This is a genomic window from Kitasatospora phosalacinea (assembly GCF_030268885.1).
Lineage (GTDB): Bacteria > Actinomycetota > Actinomycetes > Streptomycetales > Streptomycetaceae > Kitasatospora > Kitasatospora phosalacinea_C.
The window spans coordinates 25155-41781 of the sequence record NZ_BSSA01000026.1; the positions used below are offsets into that span (position 1 = coordinate 25155).

A 16627-nucleotide genomic window follows, 5' to 3' on the forward strand; every position below is an offset into this window, starting at 1 on the left:
CGGCCCCGTGCTCTCCCGTCCCCGGTTCCGGGTGCCGTCCGGCGTCCCTTTCCTTCCGCTCGCGGCGGAAGGACTCCGACTCCCGGAACAGGACCCCGCCATGCGCACCCGTCCGCTCCTCCCCGCCCTCGCCCTGGCCGCGGCGCTCGCCGCCACCGCCTTCGGCCCGCTGCCGCCGCAGAACCCGGCGACCGCACCGAACGGCAACGCCGGGATGCACGGCGACTCCGCCTCCAGCGACACCACCCCGTACGCCGGGCCCGGCACCGGCGCCGTCAACTGGAGCCGCACCGCGCTCGCCTCGGCCTGCCCCACCGTCACGGTCGGCCGGGACGGCTACCCGGTCGCGCTCTGCACCACGATCTTCGGCCAGACCCCGACCGTGCACCTGCTCGACCCGGCCAACGGCAACGACCTGGCCTCGTTGGAGCTCCCCAAGGGCGCCCTGTTCGGCGGCGTGTACGCCTACCTCGACCAGGACGACCGGCTGGTCGGCGTCGACGGCAACGACAACCTGCTGCGGATCGGCCACCACCGCAGCAGCAGCGGCGCCTGGCAGCTGACGGTCGACCGGAGCACCCCGCTGGCCGGTTCGGTACCGTCCGGCGACAACATCGTCGGCCTCAGCCCCGGCTGGGACGGCAAGGTCTGGTTCGCCACCGGCGGCGGCGTCATCGGCACCGCCGACACCACCACCGGCGCGATCCGCACCCTCGCCACCGGCGAGGGCGTCGCCAACAGCATCTCCACCGTCCCCGGCCACACCGCCGTCGCCACCGACCACGCCCTCTACCTGCTCGGCCAGACGGACGACGGCACGCCCGTCGTGCAGTGGCGCGCCCCGTACGACCGCGGCCCCGGCCGCAAGCCCGGCCAGCTCAGCTGGGGCACCGGCGCCACGCCCAGCTTCTTCGGACCCGACGGCGGCACCGAGTACGTCACCATCACCGACAACGCCGCGCCGCACGAGAACCTGCTGGTCTACCGGGTCGACGCCGGGCCGACCCCGGTCTGCACCACGCCGGTGCTCACCAAGTGGGCCGCCAGCGGCACCGAGGACGCGGTGATCGCCTCCGGCCGCAGCGTGTTCGTCACCAACACCTACGGCTACCCGTACCCGGCGCTGCCCGAGGGCGCGCCCGCCAGCGTCCCGTCCTCGGCCTCCTTCCAGGGCGGCCTGGCCCGGATCGACCTGAACGCGAGCGGCACCGGCTGCTCCACCGTGTGGGAGAGCGACGTCAAGTCGGCGGCGCTGCCCCGGCTCTCGCTCGGCGACAACCTGATCTACACCGTCACGGTCAGCGGCCCCACCGACTCGGTCGGCGCCCAGACCTTCGCCAGTTACGCGCACGCCGTCGTCGACCCGAACACCGGCGCCAAGGTCGCCGGGAGCACCTTCGGCATCGGGCTGCTGTACAACCCGCTGCAGATGACCGGCACCACCGCGCCCGACGGCACCCTCTACCAGGGCACCGAGACCGGCGTGCTGCGGATCACCCGGAAGTAGCACGCGCGGGAAGGGCCCCGGGGCGGAGTCCCCGGGGCCTTCGCACGTCCGTTCCCGAATTTCCCCCGTCGACGGGAAGTCCGCCCTACCTGCCGGGAACCCCGGCTTCCTAGATTCCTCGACGCGACGACGTCCTGACGACGCCGCGACAACCGGCCCTGGACCGAGCCGAGTTCACGAGGAGGAAAGTGTGGCTGACCTAGAGGTGGGCGTACTGGCGATCGGCGCCGGACCGGCGAACCTGGCCCTCGCCGCCGCGATCGAGGAGAGCGGATCGGCCGAACTGGCCGAGCGCACCCTGCTGCTGGAGCAGGCCCCGGACATCAAGTGGCAGCGCGACCTGCTGATGCCCTGGGCCCGCAGCCAGGTGTCCTTCCTGAAGGACCTGGTGACGCTGCGCGACCCGCGCAGCCGCTTCTCGTTCCTCAACTTCCTGCACCAGCACGACCGGCTCGACCAGTTCATCAACCTGGGCACCTTCCACCCGCACCGCTGGGAGTTCTCCGACTACCTCCAGTGGGTCGCCCACTCGCTGGAGAAGGTGCGCATCCGCTACGACGCCAAGGTCGTCGCCGCCGAACCGCGGCACGACGCCGACGGCCGGCTGGCCGGCTGGCAGGTCACCCTCGCCGACGGCGACACCATCCGCTGCCGCGACCTGGTCGTCGGCGCGGGCCGCGACATGCACATCCCGGCGGTCTTCGCCGACCTGCCCGCCGAGAAGGTCATCCACAGCGCCCGCTTCCGCGGCCGGATCAGCGCCGTCGACAAGGACGCCCCGCTGCGCACCGTGGTGATCGGCGGCGCGCAGAGCGCCGCCGAGATGTTCATGGCGCTGTACGAGAACCTGCCGAACTCCACCGTCACCATGCTGGTCCGCTCGATCGGCCTGCAGAACTACCAGACCAGCAAGTTCGTCAACGAGCTGTTCTACCCGTCCTTCGTCGACGAGTTCTTCGACGCCCCGGCCGAGACCCGCGCCCAGCTCCTCGACGAGATGCGGTTCACCAACTACGCGGCCCTCGCCCCGCCGTTCCTCGACGAGCTCTACATGCTGCTCTACCGGGAGAAGATGATCGGCACCGGCCGGGCCGAGGTCCGCCCGATGACCGAGGTGGTCGCCGCCCGCGAGGAGGACGGCGAGGTCGTCCTCGACCTGCGCGACCGGCGCACCGGCAAGGTCACCGAGCTGCGCTGCGACCTCGTCCTGCTCGGCACCGGCTACGACAGCCGGATGCCCTCCCTGGTACGGGAGTTGACCGGCAAGGCCGGGCTGGAGGAGATCACCGTCAGCCGCGACTACCGGGTCGACCTGGGCGCCGGGACGGACGCCGCGCTGTACCTGCAGGGCGTCAACGAGGCCACCCACGGCATCGCCGACTCGCTGATCAGCGTGCTCGCCCACCGGGCCCGCGACATCACCGGCGACCTGCTGGAGCGCCACGGCCTGGGCACCGTCGCGGCGGGCGGCCGCTGATGGCCGCGCTGCTGGTGGTCGCCCCCGGCCCCACCGCCAACGGGGACCTGCACCTGGGCCACCTGGCCGGCCCGTTCCTGTCCGCCGACGTGTGCGCCCGCTACGCCCGCGCCACCGGCCGCGACGCCCTGTTCGGCACCGGCGTGCACTTCACCCAGAACTACATCGTCACCACCGCCCGCCGCCTCGGCGAACAGCCCGAGGAGCTGCGGCTGCGCGCCGCCGAACAGGTCGAGGCCACCCTGGCCGCGGCCGGGATCGTCCCCGACGGCTTCGTCCGCTTCGACGAGCGCTACCTCAAGACCGTCCGCACCTTCTTCGAACGGCTGCACGGCGAAGGGCACCTGAGGCTGCGCCGGGTCGCCTTCCCGTACCTGCCCGCCACCGGCGAGTACCTCACCGACGCGTACGTCCGCGGCGGCTGCCCGGTCTGCCTGGCCGAGGGCTGCGCCGGGCTGTGCGAGAACTGCGGCCACTGGATCGCCTCCGGCGAACTGATCGACCCGCACTCCACCCGGCACCCCGAACTCCCGGTCGAACTGCGCGAGAAGGAGGTCCTGGTGCTCCCGCTGGAGGAGCACCGGCCCGCCCTGGCCAGCTACTTCGCCCGGCTCGCCCCCACCATGCGGCCCCGACTCGCCCAGCTCGTCGAGGAGTTGATGGCCCGGCGGCTGCCGGACTACCCGATCACCCTGCCCATCGACTGGGGCATCCCCGCCCCGTTCGCCGAGACCCCCGGCCAGGTGCTGTACTCCGACACCGAGACCGTCGCCTGGAGCCTGCACGCCATCGCGCTGGCCGCCGAGTCCCGCGGGGAGGTCCCCGGCGACGAGGAACGGCACTGGGCGCTGGAGGCCGGACCCGAGGTCGCGTACTTCTTCGGCTCCGACGCCAGCTTCGCCTTCGCGCTGGCCGGCACCGCCATGCTGCTCGCCCTCGGCGGACTCGCGCTGCCCGCGCACTTCGTCACCAACGAGTTCTACGAGCTCGACAGCGACAAGTTCTCCACCAGCCGCGGCCACGTCGTCACCGGACGCCAGCTCACCGCCGAGGTCCCGCGCGACCTGGCCCGCTACTACCTGGCCGCCACCGGCCCCGACTTCCAGCGCACCAACTTCACCCGCGCCGCCATGGACCGGGTCTGCGGACAGCGCCTGGTCGAACCCTGGAACCGGGTCGCCGCCAAGGCCGAGGCCCACCTCGACCGCGGCCCGCTGCCGGTCAGCGCCCGTTCCCGGCACGCCGCCGCCCTGATCGCCGAACGCTTCGCGGCCGCCCTGCGCCCGCGCCGCTTCAGCCTCAGCGCCGCCGCCTTCACCCTCACCGAACAGCTCGGCCGACTCGACCGCTGGGAGGTCACCGAGGCCGACGCGGGCGACTTCTGGCACGAACTCGACCTGTTCCTGCGCTGCGCCGCCCCGCTGCTGGTCGACCTCGCCGCCGAGGGACTGCCCGACGCCGCGATCCCCGCCGAGCACACCGCCACCACCGTCCGCCCCCGCCCGCTGCCCAGGCTGGCGACCAGGCTCCGCGGCGGCGGACGGTGAGCAGCACCACCGGGCTCGCGCCGACCGCCCCCGCGCGGTCGGCGGGCAGCGCCGCCGCGCACGTGGTGATGGTCGGCGCGGGCGTCACCGGCCTGCTCACCGCCGTCGCCTGCGCCCGGGCCGGGCACCGGGTCACCGTCCTGGAGCGCGGCCCGCTGCCCAACCCCGACGCCACCTCGCACGACCAGCACCGCGCCATCCGCACCCTGCTGCCCGGCGACCCCGACGGCACCGCCCGCCGGCTCGACGCGCACCGCCACTGGCAGGACCTGGAGGCCCTGTTCGGCACCCCGCTGTACCGCCGGGTCGGCACGCTCACCGCCCACCCCGAGGGCGGCCTCGACGACCTGCTCGCCGAGGCCGACAAGGCGGGCGTCCCGGTCGACCTGCCCGCGGCGGACGCCCTCCCGCCGCTGGGCCTGCCGCCCGGCACCGTCGGGGTGCGCGAGCGCACCGGCGGCGTGCTGCTCGCCGACCGGGTGCTGCACGCCGCGGCCCGCTGGCTGGCCACCCGGCCGGGCGTGGTGCTGCGCCCGCACAGCACCGTCCGCTCGGTGTTCACCGGCTCCGGGCGGATCGTGCTGGACACCGGCGAGGTGCTCCGCGGCGACCTCGCCCTGCTGGCGGGCGGCCCCTGGACCCGCCGCCTCGCCGACAGCCCCGTCGCCCTGCACCGGCAGACCATGCTCTACCTCGGCCGGCCCGCGGGCGGCGACCGCTGGGACGAGGCGCCCGCCGCGGGCGGCCTCGGCCGCGCGGGCCGCGGCTGGGTGCTGCCGCCCGGCGTCGGGACCCTGCTCAAGCTCAGCTCCGACACGGTGTGCCGCCCCGTCGCGGACACCGACAGCAGCGGAGAGGACCAGCGGCCGTACCTGGAGCGGCTCGCCGCCGAGGGCATCCTGCCGGACCTCGACCGCTACCCCGTGGCAGGCGTCCGGGTCTGCCACTACACCGCGGACACCGCCACCGGCGGCCCGCTGCTCACCCGGGTCTCCCCGGGCCTGTGGACCCGCGCCGCGTGCGGCGGCAGCGGGTTCTCCACCGCTCCGCTGGTCGCGGAACGCATCGCCAAGGCAGTGAAGGAGGCGGCATGACCGACGACGACAGGCCACCGATCGGCGTGCTCGACACGCTCCGGGCCACCCCGACCACCGTCCGCTACCTGCTCGGCGGCGTCCTGGTCAACCAGCTCGGCGCGTTCGTCCAGACCTTCCTGGTGCTCTACCTGACGCACAAGGAGATGTCGGACGGCGCCGCGGGCCTCGCGCTCGGCGCCTACAGCCTGGGCACCGCCGTCGGCACCGTGCTCGGCGGCGAGGCCACCCACCGGCTCGGCGCCCGCACCACCATCGTGGTCGCGATGACCGGCTCGGCGCCGCTGGTGGCCCTGCTGCCGCTGCTGGCCCGGCCCGGACTGCTGGTGCCGCTGCTGCTCGCCGTCGCCGGGGCCGGGCTGTTCGCCCAGGCGTATCGGCCCGCCGCGTCGGTGCTGCTCAGCGACCTGATGCCGGACCGCTACCACGTGATGGCGTTCTCGATGATGCGGATCGCCCTCAACGTCGGCGCCGCGCTCGCCCCGCTGATCGCCGCCGGGGTGATCCTGCTCGACTGGGACCTGCTGTTCTGGATCGACGGCGCCACCACCCTGGCCTACGCCGCCCTCGCCTTCCGGCTGCTGCCGCGGCACGCCGTGCCCGAGCCGGAGGCCGTCCCCGACACCGAGCGCCGGGCCACCGGCCGGGCCGCGTACGCGGCGATGCTCCGCGACCGCGCCTACCTGGCGTACCTGGCCGCGATCACGCTCGGCACGCTCACCTACGTGCAGTCCTCGGTCTCGCTGCCGCTGGAGATCGTCGACGACGGCTACCCGACCTGGCTGTACAGCGCGGTGCTGGCCACCTCCTCGGTCATCCTGATCACCTGCGAGCTGAAGATCACCGCGTACATCACCCGGATCCCCACCTACCTGGCGGTCGGCCTGGGCCACGGACTGAACGCGGTCGGGCTGGCGGTGTACGGGCTGGCGGTGCACTCCGGCGCGTTCGTGCTGCTCGGCGCGGTGGTCTACGTGGCCGGGCTGATGACGGCGGCGCCCAGCATGTTCGCCCACCCGGCGACCTTCCCCTCCCACCTCAAGGCCCGCTACCTGGCCGCCATGCACGCCGTCACCGGCCTGGCCGGAGCGGTCGCGCCGCTGTTCGGCGTCTACCTGTGGGAGCGGTTCGGCCAGGGCTTCTGGGCGATGGCCGGGCTGACGGCCGCACTGGCCGGTGCGCTCGCGGTGTACGGCATCAAGCGGGACGCGGACCGGCGGGCCGCCGGGGCCGCCGCCGCCGACCTGGTCGAGCCGGTCGGGGGGAAGGCATGAGCGGGCAGGGCACGGGCGGGCAGGGCACGAGCGGGCGCCCCGTGCTGGTGGTCGGCTACGTGGCCTTCGCGGTGCCCGCGCTGGCCGCCTTCCAGCAGGCCGACTCGGTGGTCTACGTCGAGGAGCCGGACGTCGCCCGCAAGCGGCACCTCGCCGAGACGGTGCAAGGCATCGACTACGCCCGCGGGTTGATCGAGTGGGAGTACCACCTGCCGGGCCGCGCCGACGCCTTCTTCGCCGCCCACCCCGGGCTCGACCCGGTCGCGGTGGTCCCCGCCGTCGAGTACGCGGTGCCGTTCGCGGCCCGGCTCGCCGAACGCTACGGGCTGCCCGGGGCCGGCCTGGGCGCCGCCCAACTGCTGCGCGACAAGCACCAGTTGAGGGTGGTCGCGGCCGCCGCCGGAATCGCCAACCCGGCCTCCGAGCCGGTCGCCGACGCCGCCGCGCTGGCCGCCTTCATGGCCCGGCACCCCGGCCCGGTGGTGCTCAAGCCCGCCAACCGGCAGGCCTCGGTCGGCACCCGGGTGGTGCACGCCCCCGAGGAGGTCGCGGCGGCCTGGGCGTTCGGGCAGGCGCAGGACGAGGGCGTGTTCGTCCCGGACCGGCCGATCCCGCCCGCCATGCTGGCCGAACAGTACGTCTCCGGGCCGGAGTTCAGCGTCGAGATGCTGGTCGCCGACGGCCGCCCGGTGTTCGCCAACACCACCGGCAAACTGCTCTACCCCGGCCCGTACCCGATCGAGGCCGGGCACACCGTACCGGCCGAACTGCCGCCGGAGACCCACGAGTTGCTGGCCGCCGAGACCGAACGGCTGGCTGCCGCGGTCGGCTTCGGCACCGGCGTGCTGCACTGCGAGTGGATCCTGGCCGACGGCGTGCCCGTCCTGGTGGAGTGCGCCGGCCGACTGCCCGGCGACTCCATCACCGACCTGATCGAGGCCGCCTACCCGGTCGAACTCACCCGCGCCTACTACGCCCTGATGCGCGGCGAGCCGACCGGCGAGCTGCCCGCCAAGGCCGAACGCGCCACCGCCGCCGCCTTCCTGGCCCCCGACCGGCCCGGCACCGTCACCGCCGTGCACGGCCTGGACGCGGCCGCCGCCGCCGAGGGCGTGCAGCTCGCCGTCGTCGGCATCGCCCCCGGCCACCGCAGCGCCGGACTGCGCAGCTCCTGGGACCGGGTCGGCATCGTCACCACCCGCGCCGACACCCCCGCCGAGGCCCGCCGACTGGCCGATGCGGCCGCCGCGCTGGTCCGGTTCGACCTCGACCCCCTCGCGGAGGAGGAATCATGACGCAACACCGGGAAGCCGGACCCGGCACCCTGCTGGTGATCGGCAGCGGTCTGAAGGAGTACCGCGAGTACCTGGTCGGCCCGATGAGCCGCCGGGCCCGCGCCGCCGGGCTGGAACTGCTGCTGGTCAACAACCTGCGGCCGACCTGGCAGCGCGAGTACTTCGACGAGATCGTGGTCGCCGACGTCTTCGACACCGCGACGATGAACGCCACCGTCCGGGAGATCGCCGCCCGCAAGCACGTCGTCGGCCTGCTCTGCTGGGACGAGCCGCTGGTGCTGGACGCGGGCCTGCTGGCCGCCGAACTCGGCGTCCCCGGCCTGTCCGAGCGAGGCGTGCGCGGCGTGCGCGACAAGGAGCGCACCCGCACCGTGCTCACCGCCGCGGGCCTGCGCCAGCCCGGCTTCGCGCTCACCACCGACATCGACGAGGCCCGCGCCGCCGCCGCCCGGATCGGCTACCCGGTGGTGCTCAAGCCGCGCGCCATGGGCGCCAGCATCGGCGTGGTCTTCGCCGCCGACGAGCAGGAGCTCGACGAGGCGTTCCGCACCGCGCTCTCCGCGAGCGAGGTCGACCCCGGGCCGTACCGGGCCAGCGTGATCGTCGAGGAGTACGCGGGCGGCCCGGAGATCAGCGTCGACGGCGCCGTCCACAAGGGCGAGTACCGGCCGCTGTTCCTGGCCCGCAAGTACAGCAGCGACGAGCCGTACTTCGAGGAGGTCGGCCACGTCGTCGACGCCGCCGACCCGCTGCTCGCCGACCCCGCCCTGCTGGCCCACCTGGCCGACGCGCACCGGGCGCTCGGCGTCGAGGACGGCATCACCCACACCGAGCTGCGGCTCACCCCGCGCGGACCGCTGATCGTCGAGGTCAACGGCCGGCTCGGCGGCGACCTGATCCCGCTGCTCGGCCGGATCGCCACCGGGATCGAACCCGGCGAGGTGCTGTTCGACGTCGCCGTCGGCCGCCGCCCGGAGATCGCCCCGACCCGCGCCGCGGTCGCCGGGATCAGCTTCGGCTGCCCCGAACGGGACTGCCGCCTGGACGGGTTGACCCTCCCGCAGCCCGGCGACGCCCCCGGCCTGCTGCACGCCGCCCCGATGGCCCCGCCCGGCACCGTGCTGCGGCTGCCCCCCGGCGGCTACCTGGCCCGGCACTCCTTCGTGATCTGCGAGGCCGACAGCGTCGCCGCCTGCGAACAGCGCCTGGCCGACGCCGCCGCGCTGGTGCGCACCGTCACCTCCGAGGTCGAACCCGCCGACCCGCACGCCCCGTTCGCCATGCCCGCCGGACTCCTGGATGTGGACCGATGACCGAGAGCTCGAACACCACCGACACCCCGCTGGACGGCGCCGAGATCCTGCGCCGCGCCCGCGAGCTGGCGCCCGTCCTGCGCAAGCGGGCCGCCGAGATCGAGGACAACCGCACGCTGCCCGCCGACGTCGTCGAACTGCTGCGCGCCACCGGCGTGTTCCGGATCGGCCACGGCCCGGCGACCGGCGGCCCGGGCCTGACCTCGGTGGAGCAGCTGGAGGTGGTCGAGGCGCTCGCGTACGGCGACGCCTCGGCCGGCTGGTGCGCCGGGATCGGCGCGATGGGCGGCGCGATCACCAACTTCCTCACCCCGGAGGCGACCCGGGCCCTCTACACCGGCCCCGACCTGATCACCGCGGGCTCGCTGGTCCCGGCCGGCCGGGCCGAGCGCGTTCCCGGCGGCTACCTGCTCAGCGGCCACTGGCCGTTCGGCTCCGGCGTCCGGCACGCCGACCTGCTGACCTCCGGCGCGTTCGTCTACCAGGACGGCGAGCCCTGGGCCGCCCCCGACAGCCCGCACGAGCACGACTCGATGCAGTTCGTCGTCCGGGCCTCCGCCGCCGAGCCGGTCGACAACTGGGAGACCACCGGCCTGTGCGGCACCGGCAGCAGCGACTACGTCCTCAAGGACGTGTTCGTCCCCGAGGGCCACACCTTCTCGTTCTTCGAGCCGCGGGTCGCGCCCAACCCGATGGCCTGGTCCGACTCCTTCATGCGCGCCCTGCCCGGCGTCCCGCTCGGCATCACCCGGGCCGCGCTCGACCACGCCCGCGAGGTGGCGAGCACCCGCTACGACCGGATGGCCGGCCGCAGTTGGGCCGACAGCTGGCGGGTGCAGGTCGAACTGGCGCGCTGCGAGGCCGAGTTCAACGCCGCCCGGGAGGGCGTGTACGGGGCGACCCGTCGGCAGTGGGAGGTGCTGGCGGCGGGCGGCACGCTGGACGACCTCAGCCCGACCGAGCGCGGCGTCGTCCCGCTGTCCGGCCTGCACGCCGTGCACGTGGCCCGCTCGGTGGTGAACCGGCTCTACGACCTGCTGCAGACCTGGTCGATCGACCACGACTCCCCGATGGACCGCTGGCTGCGCGACACCGCGGTGCTGAGCCAGGGCCAGATCGGCCACGACGTCGTCCTGGAGTCGGTCGGCGCCTACCTGCTCGGCCGCCCGCCGAAGGTCCGGATCGGCCTCGGCCTCCACTGAGCACCGCCCACCACCCCCAGCAGAAGGAGAAGTGACCAGCATGACGACGGAGATCCTGCGTCGCGCCCGGGAGTTGGCGCCGGTGCTGCGGGAGAAGGCCGCGGAGATCGAGGCCAACCGCACACTGCCCGCCGACGTCCTCGAACTGCTGCGCGGCACCGGCGTGTTCGGCATGTGCTTCGGCCCCGAGTGGGGCGGGCCCGGCCTGACCTCGATGGAGCAGACCGAGGTGGTGGAGGCGCTCGCGTACGGCGACGCCTCGGCCGCCTGGTGCGCCGTGATCGGCGCCAACACCGGCATCTACGCCCAGTTCCTGGACCAGACCGTGGCCAAGGAGGTCTTCCCGCGCCTCGACCTGGTGGTGGCCGGCCTGCTCCAGCCCTCCGGCCGGGCCGAGCGCGTCCCCGGCGGCTTCCGGCTCAGCGGCCGCTGGTCGTTCGGCTCCGGGATCAAGCACGCCGACTGGGTGACCTCCGGCGCGTTCATCTACCAGGACGGCGAGCCCTGGGCCGCGCCCGGCAGCAAGCACCGGCACGACTCCCGGCAGTTCCTGGTGCGCCGCGAGCAGGTCGAGGTGATCGACAACTGGAACACCACCGGCCTGCGCGGCAGCGGCAGTTGCGACTACACGATGGACGGGGTGTTCGTCCCCGAGGAGCACACCTACACCTTCGCCACCCCGCAGGGCCGCCCCGGCCCGCTCACCCAGCCGGACTCCTTCACCCGGGCGATGTGCGGCGTCCCGCTCGGCGTGGCCCGGGCCGCGCTCGACCACGTCCGCCAGGTGGCGAGCACCCGCTACGACCGGATGGCCGGCCAGGGCTGGTCCGAGAGCTGGCGGGTGCAGACCGAGATCTCCCGGCTGGAGGGCCAGTTCAACGCCACCCGGGAGGGCGTCTACGGCGCGATGCGCCGCCAGTGGGAGGTGCTGGCGGCCGGCGGCACCCTGGACGACCTCGCCCCGGTCGAGCGCGCCGCCTCCCCGCTGTCCTGGCTGTACGCCTTCCGCAGCGCCCGGGAGATCGTCTCGCGCTCCTACGACCTGCTGCAGACCTGGTCGATCTACCGCAGCTCGCCGATGGACCGCTGGCTGCGCGACACCGCCGTGCTCGCCCAGCACCTGGTCGCCCAGGACCGCATCCTCCAGTCCGCCGGGGCCTACCTGCTGGGCTCCGAGCCCGAGTTCGGCATCAGCCTCGGCCTCGTCTGAGCGCCCGACACCCACTTCCAAGGGAGGCAACCCCGATGAGCAGACTCGTCCTGTTGGTCAACCCGAACAAGGTGCATCCGCCGATCGCCCCGTACGCCCTCGACGTGCTCACCACCGCACTGGAGGACGACGGCTTCGAGGTGGAGGTGCTCGACCTGACCTTCCGCCGCGACGACTGGAAGACCTGCCTGCACGAGTACTTCGCCGAGCGCTCCCCGATGCTGGTCGGGGTGACCGTCCGCAACACCGACACCGTGTACGCCTTCGAGCAGCGCCCGTTCGTCGGCGAGCACCGGGAGATCATCACCGAGATCCGGCGGCTCACCGACGCGCCCGTGGTCGGCGGTGGGATCGGCTTCTCCACCATGCCGTTCGCCCTGGTCGAGTACTTCGGCATCGACTACGGCGTGAAGGGCCCCGGCGAGAAGATCCTCTGCGAACTGGCCGCCGCGATCGCCGAGGGCCGCGACACCGGCACCATCCCCGGCCTGATCCGCAACACCGAGCGCGGCGCCGTCCGGGTCCCGCCCGCGGTGCTCACCGTCCGCCACGGGAAGCCCCAACCCGCCGAGCCCACCGGCCAGTTCGAGTCCCGGGTGTGGCAGGTCGACCGGCTCTCGGTCTACCGGCGGCGCTCCGGCGTGCCGCGCCGGGTCGACAACCTGGAGTACTACCGGCGCGGCGGCCTCGGCTCCATCCTGACCAAGAACGGCTGCGCCTACCGCTGCTCGCACTGCGTCGAGCCCGACGCCAAGGGCACCCGCTACGGGCAGCGCGAACTCGCCTCCGTGGTGGACGAGATGGAGTCGCTGGCGGCGCAGGGCATCCTGGACCAGCACACCACCGACAGCGAGTTCAACCTCTCCGTGGTGCACGCCAAGAACCTGCTGCGCGAGATCGTCCGCCGCCGGCACGCCGACCCGGCCAACCCGCTGAACCAGCTGCGGCTCTGGGTCTACTGCCAACCCAGCCCGTTCGACGAGGAGTTCGCCGACCTGCTGGCCGCGGCGGGCTGCCGCGGCGTCAACGTCGGCAGCGACCACATCCGCCCCGAGGTGCTCAGCGGCTGGAAGGTCACCGAGAAGGGCGGCACCTACTACACCTTCGCCGACACCGAGCGGCTGGTGCGGCTGTGCCACGAACGCGGCATCCTCACCATGGTCGAGGCGCTGTTCGGCATGCCGGGGGAGACCCCCGAGACGGTCCGCGCCTGCGTGGACGCCTTCATGGCCCTGGACGCCACCGTCACCGGCTTCTCGCTCGGCCTGCGCCTGTTCCCGTACACCCCGATGGGCATCGACATCGCCGAGCAGTGCGCGGGCGTGCGCACCGTCCCCGGCCTGCAGTCCAACACCGCCGACGGCCCGATCGTGCTCAAGCCGCTGCGGATGTGCTCCTCCCCGGCCGAGTACGAGCGGCAGTTCATGTTCGACGAGCACGGCAACTTCCGGCTGGTCTGCTACTTCTCGCCCGGCCTGCTGCCCGACCCGGCCCGCGCCGCCGACCCGGCCGAGCGCTGGCACGGCGCCGTCACCGACCTGTGGGCGCTGATCGACCCGGCCGACCACCACCGGGTCATGCTGCCCACCGTCGAGGGCATGAGCGAGCACGACAACAACTACGCCGACAACCCCTTCCTCACCAGCCTCGGCGGCCTCGGCTACACCGGCGCCTTCTGGTCGCACTGGCGCGGCCGCGAGGAGATCATGCGCAAGGCCCGGGAAACCGCCGCCCAATCCTCACATCTGCCAACTCCTGCGTGACATTGCGCACTTGAGGTGGCGATTTGATCAGATCATGATGAGGTCACGGAATCATCACTACCGGTGACCAGTCCGTAGCCCACACCGCGCACCACCACACGCCGCGAGGGGACGATGAAACAGCACGGGACGACCACGCCGCTGACCGTGCTGCTCGCCGACGTCCAACCCGCCGTCCGGCAGGGCGTCCGCTCCATGGTGGAGGCCACGGACGCCGCCGCGGTGGTCGGCGAGGCCGGAACCACCGGTGAGGTCCTCGCCACCACCTCCCGGCACCGGCCCGACGTCCTGGTCCTCGACCCGCAGATGGACGACAGCACCGGCATGCGGATGATCAGCCAGGTCCTGCGCCTGGCCCCCGAGACCGGCGTCCTGGTGTTCAGCACCCTCGACGACGACAAGGCCGTCGCCGCCGCCTTCCACGCCGGAGCCCGCGGCTACCTGGTCAAACGCGCCACCGCCGACCAGATCGTCCGCGGCATCCACGCCGTCGGCGCGGGCGAGGCCATCCTCGACCGCACCATCGCCGCCCGGCTCGGCACCCTGATCGGCACCGGCCCGCGCCCGCGCAGCTACCCGTTCCCGCAGCTCAGCGACCGCGAACGCGAGGTCCTCGAACACCTCGCCGCCGGCCGCTCCAACACCGCCATCGCCCGGGAACTCGCCCTCGCCTCCAAGACCGTCAGCAACCGGATCTCCCACATCCTCGGCAAACTCGGCGTCGCCGACCGCGCCCAGGCCCTGGTCCTCGCCCGCGACGCCGGCCTGGGCCACGCCGCCGCCGCCCGCTGAGGCGACCGCCCCTCCTCGAACGGAGCCCCGCCATGCCCGAAACCGGCCCGCCGCCCGGCCTGGTGATCCGCCGCCAGGAACCCGAGCACCTCGAACGCGCCCACGGCCTCGACCTCCGCCTCCTCCACCCCTGGGGCGGGCTCACCACCCCCTTCCACGGCGCCTGGTGCGTCCTGCGCCCCGGCGACCTCACCGACACCCACCAGCACACCGAACGCGAACTCTTCATCTGCATCAGCGGCCGCGGCGAGGTCCGCACCGCCGACGCCAGCCACCCCATCGCCGCGGGCGACCTCGTCCTCCTCCCCGCCGACACCGACCACGCCGTCGCCAACCCGCACGACACCGACTTCGCCTACTACGCCATCTGGTGGCAGGCATGACCCCGCCGAACCTCCACCGCCTCGACTACGAGGGCCGCCGCTTCCACGCCCCCGACGGCGACCACCGCACCGTCGCCGTCTACCACCAGCAGGGCGACCTGGTCTGGGGCGAGGTCACCGGCGGCAGCATCCAGCGCGGCTGGACCGCGGGCACCCGCCAACCCGACGGCACCCTCGCCATGGGCTACACCTTCGTCCTCACCGACGGCCAGGTCGTCTGCGGCCGCACCCACAACACCCCCACCCTCACCCCCGACGGCCGCATCCGCCTCCACGAGACCTGGGAGCGCTACGGCCCCCACCCCACCACCGGCACCTCCACCATCGAAGAGGTCGCCCCGTGACCCCCGCCGACTGGGCACTGCTCGACAAGCACACCACCGGCCCCCTGCTGCGCCCCGACGACCCGGGCTTCCGCGAGTCCTCCGCCGCGTTCAACGAGCGCTGGGCGCACCGCGCGCCCGCCGCCGTGCTGCGGGCCGCCGACGACGCGGACGTGCTGCGCGCGATCGAGTGGGCGCGGGACCACGCGGTGCCGATCGTCCCGCGCGGGGGCGGCCACTCGTACGCCGGGCACTCGGTCAACTCCGGGCTGGTGGTGGACCTGCGGGCGCTGGACGCGATCGCCGTCGACCCCGCCACCGGGCGGGTCACCGTCGGCGGCGGCGTCCTGACCGGCGCGCTGTACGCGGCGCTGCGCCCGCACGGGCTCGCGCTGCCGCTGGGCAACGGCGCGGGCGTCGGGATCGCCGGGCTGGCGCTCGGCGGCGGCTCCGCCGCGACCTCGCGCCGGTTCGGGCTGACCGCCGACACGCTGCGCGCCACCACCCTGGCCACCGCCGCCGGGGAGGTCCTGACCTGCGACGCCGAGCAGAACGCGGACCTGTACTGGGCCTGCCGGGGCGGTGGCGGCGGCAACTTCGGGATCAACCTGGACCTGACCTTCCAGGCCGTGGCGGCCCCCGCCGCGTCCACCTGCCTGCTGCTCTGGGAGGGCGACCACGCCCTCGAAGTCCTCACCGCCGTCCAGCAGTTGATGCTCGCCGCGCCCGAGGAGACCTCGCTCCGCCTCGGCGTGGCCCGCTCCGGCGGCCGCACCCTGGTCTCCACCGTGGGCCTGCACCTCGGCCCCGCCGCCGAGCTGCGCGAACTGCTGGCCCCGGCGTTCGCCGCCGCTGCGCCGCTGCGCGCGGAGGTCGCCGACCGGGACTTCTGGGACGCGATGGACCACCTCCAGCACGAGACCAGCGGCGGGGCGTTCGCCGTCCGCACCCACTTCGCCGCCCGCCCGCTGCCTCCCGAGGCGCTGGCCGCCGCCCTGGCGCACCTCGCCGCCGCGCCGCCCAGCGGCAACGCCGACGGCTGCGGCCTGGCGCTGTTCGGCTGGGGCGGGGCGATCAACCGGGTCGACCCGGCGGCCACCGCCTTCGTGCACCGCGACGCCCAGTACCTGGTCAGCCTGGACACCTCCTGGCTGCCCGGCGAGGACCCGGCCCCGCACCTGGCCCACCTGGCCGGACTCGATCACCTGGTCGCCCCGCACGCGACCGGCGGCGCCTACCTGAACTTCACCGACCCGGACCTGCGGACCTGGCGCGAGGCCTACTACGGTGCGAACTACCCGCGGCTGGTCGCCACCAAGCGCCGCCACGACCCGGACGGACTCTTCGCCTTCCCGCAGTCCGTCGGCAGCTGAACGACACCAACCCCCATGCCACGGAACGGTACTGACCGACCGTCAGCCGCTCCGCCATGCCCGGAAGGAGACAC

General features: G+C 73.9%; 14 protein-coding genes. All 14 read left to right on the plus strand.

Features of this window, described 5'->3' with window-relative positions; translation table 11 throughout:
* Positions 1-100: 100 nt before the first annotated feature.
* The 14 genes from QSK52_RS29155 (at position 101) to QSK52_RS29220 (ending at position 16553) form a co-directional block, all read left to right on the plus strand.
* The gene (locus QSK52_RS29155; protein WP_285739189.1) at positions 101-1507 is read left to right on the plus strand and encodes a hypothetical protein; all 1407 of its coding nucleotides are present in this window, start codon (positions 101-103) and stop codon (positions 1505-1507) included.
* Positions 1508-1697: 190 nt separating this feature from the next.
* Positions 1698-2984 carry a lysine N(6)-hydroxylase/L-ornithine N(5)-oxygenase family protein gene (locus QSK52_RS29160; protein ID WP_285739190.1) on the plus strand — a complete coding sequence of 429 codons (1287 nt, stop codon included), beginning with the start codon at positions 1698-1700 and terminating at the stop codon, positions 2982-2984.
* Positions 2984-4531 carry a class I tRNA ligase family protein gene (locus QSK52_RS29165; RefSeq protein WP_285739191.1) on the plus strand — a complete coding sequence of 516 codons (1548 nt, stop codon included), beginning with the start codon at positions 2984-2986 and terminating at the stop codon, positions 4529-4531. Before QSK52_RS29160 ends, QSK52_RS29165 begins: the two co-directional genes overlap by 1 nt.
* Positions 4528-5625, plus strand: a complete 1098-nt coding sequence (locus QSK52_RS29170) for an NAD(P)/FAD-dependent oxidoreductase (RefSeq protein ID WP_285739192.1) — start codon at positions 4528-4530, stop codon at positions 5623-5625. The genes QSK52_RS29165 and QSK52_RS29170 overlap by 4 nt, the downstream gene beginning before the upstream one ends.
* Positions 5622-6899: an MFS transporter gene (locus tag QSK52_RS29175; protein ID WP_285739193.1), complete on the plus strand. Its 1278-nt coding sequence runs from the start codon at positions 5622-5624 to the stop codon at positions 6897-6899. Before QSK52_RS29170 ends, QSK52_RS29175 begins: the two co-directional genes overlap by 4 nt.
* Entirely contained in the window at positions 6896-8194 is a 1299-nt protein-coding gene (locus QSK52_RS29180; protein ID WP_285739194.1) for an ATP-grasp domain-containing protein, read from the plus strand. Before QSK52_RS29175 ends, QSK52_RS29180 begins: the two co-directional genes overlap by 4 nt.
* Entirely contained in the window at positions 8191-9507 is a 1317-nt protein-coding gene (locus QSK52_RS29185; RefSeq protein WP_285739195.1) for an ATP-grasp domain-containing protein, read from the plus strand. The genes QSK52_RS29180 and QSK52_RS29185 overlap by 4 nt, the downstream gene beginning before the upstream one ends.
* On the plus strand, positions 9504-10709 hold the full coding sequence (locus QSK52_RS29190; protein WP_285739196.1) for an acyl-CoA dehydrogenase family protein: 1206 nt from the start codon (positions 9504-9506) through the stop codon (positions 10707-10709). The genes QSK52_RS29185 and QSK52_RS29190 overlap by 4 nt, the downstream gene beginning before the upstream one ends.
* 40 nt (positions 10710-10749) lie before the next feature.
* The gene (locus tag QSK52_RS29195; RefSeq protein WP_285739197.1) at positions 10750-11919 is read left to right on the plus strand and encodes an acyl-CoA dehydrogenase family protein; all 1170 of its coding nucleotides are present in this window, start codon (positions 10750-10752) and stop codon (positions 11917-11919) included.
* Between the two features lie 35 nt (positions 11920-11954).
* A complete protein-coding gene (gene tsrT, locus QSK52_RS29200) occupies positions 11955-13682 on the plus strand; it encodes a tryptophan 2-C-methyltransferase (protein ID WP_285739198.1) in 1728 nt (575 codons plus the stop codon).
* 114 nt (positions 13683-13796) lie between these two features.
* Complete coding sequence (locus tag QSK52_RS29205; RefSeq protein WP_285739199.1) at positions 13797-14474, plus strand: response regulator; 678 nt, start codon at positions 13797-13799, stop codon at positions 14472-14474.
* A 32-nt stretch (positions 14475-14506) separates the two neighbouring features.
* On the plus strand, positions 14507-14857 hold the full coding sequence (locus tag QSK52_RS29210; RefSeq protein ID WP_285739200.1) for a cupin domain-containing protein: 351 nt from the start codon (positions 14507-14509) through the stop codon (positions 14855-14857).
* Positions 14854-15201, plus strand: a complete 348-nt coding sequence (locus QSK52_RS29215) for a hypothetical protein (RefSeq protein WP_285739201.1) — start codon at positions 14854-14856, stop codon at positions 15199-15201. The genes QSK52_RS29210 and QSK52_RS29215 overlap by 4 nt, the downstream gene beginning before the upstream one ends.
* Entirely contained in the window at positions 15198-16553 is a 1356-nt protein-coding gene (locus QSK52_RS29220) for an FAD-binding oxidoreductase (protein WP_285739202.1), read from the plus strand. Before QSK52_RS29215 ends, QSK52_RS29220 begins: the two co-directional genes overlap by 4 nt.
* Positions 16554-16627 lie beyond the last annotated feature (74 nt).

Bases quoted from the DNA above. Each gene is read 5' to 3' on its own strand.
- QSK52_RS29155 (WP_285739189.1), top strand. From the start codon at position 101: ATGCGCACCCGTCCGCTCCTCCCCGCCCTCGCCCTGGCCGCGGCGCTC.
- QSK52_RS29165 (WP_285739191.1), top strand. From the start codon at position 2,984: ATGGCCGCGCTGCTGGTGGTCGCCCCCGGCCCCACCGCCAACGGGGAC.
- QSK52_RS29175 (WP_285739193.1), top strand. From the start codon at position 5,622: ATGACCGACGACGACAGGCCACCGATCGGCGTGCTCGACACGCTCCGG.
- QSK52_RS29180 (WP_285739194.1), top strand. From the start codon at position 6,896: ATGAGCGGGCAGGGCACGGGCGGGCAGGGCACGAGCGGGCGCCCCGTG.
- QSK52_RS29185 (WP_285739195.1), top strand. From the start codon at position 8,191: ATGACGCAACACCGGGAAGCCGGACCCGGCACCCTGCTGGTGATCGGC.
- QSK52_RS29190 (WP_285739196.1), top strand. From the start codon at position 9,504: ATGACCGAGAGCTCGAACACCACCGACACCCCGCTGGACGGCGCCGAG.
- QSK52_RS29195 (WP_285739197.1), top strand. From the start codon at position 10,750: ATGACGACGGAGATCCTGCGTCGCGCCCGGGAGTTGGCGCCGGTGCTG.
- tsrT (WP_285739198.1), top strand. From the start codon at position 11,955: ATGAGCAGACTCGTCCTGTTGGTCAACCCGAACAAGGTGCATCCGCCG.
- QSK52_RS29205 (WP_285739199.1), top strand. From the start codon at position 13,797: ATGAAACAGCACGGGACGACCACGCCGCTGACCGTGCTGCTCGCCGAC.
- QSK52_RS29210 (WP_285739200.1), top strand. From the start codon at position 14,507: ATGCCCGAAACCGGCCCGCCGCCCGGCCTGGTGATCCGCCGCCAGGAA.
- QSK52_RS29215 (WP_285739201.1), top strand. From the start codon at position 14,854: ATGACCCCGCCGAACCTCCACCGCCTCGACTACGAGGGCCGCCGCTTC.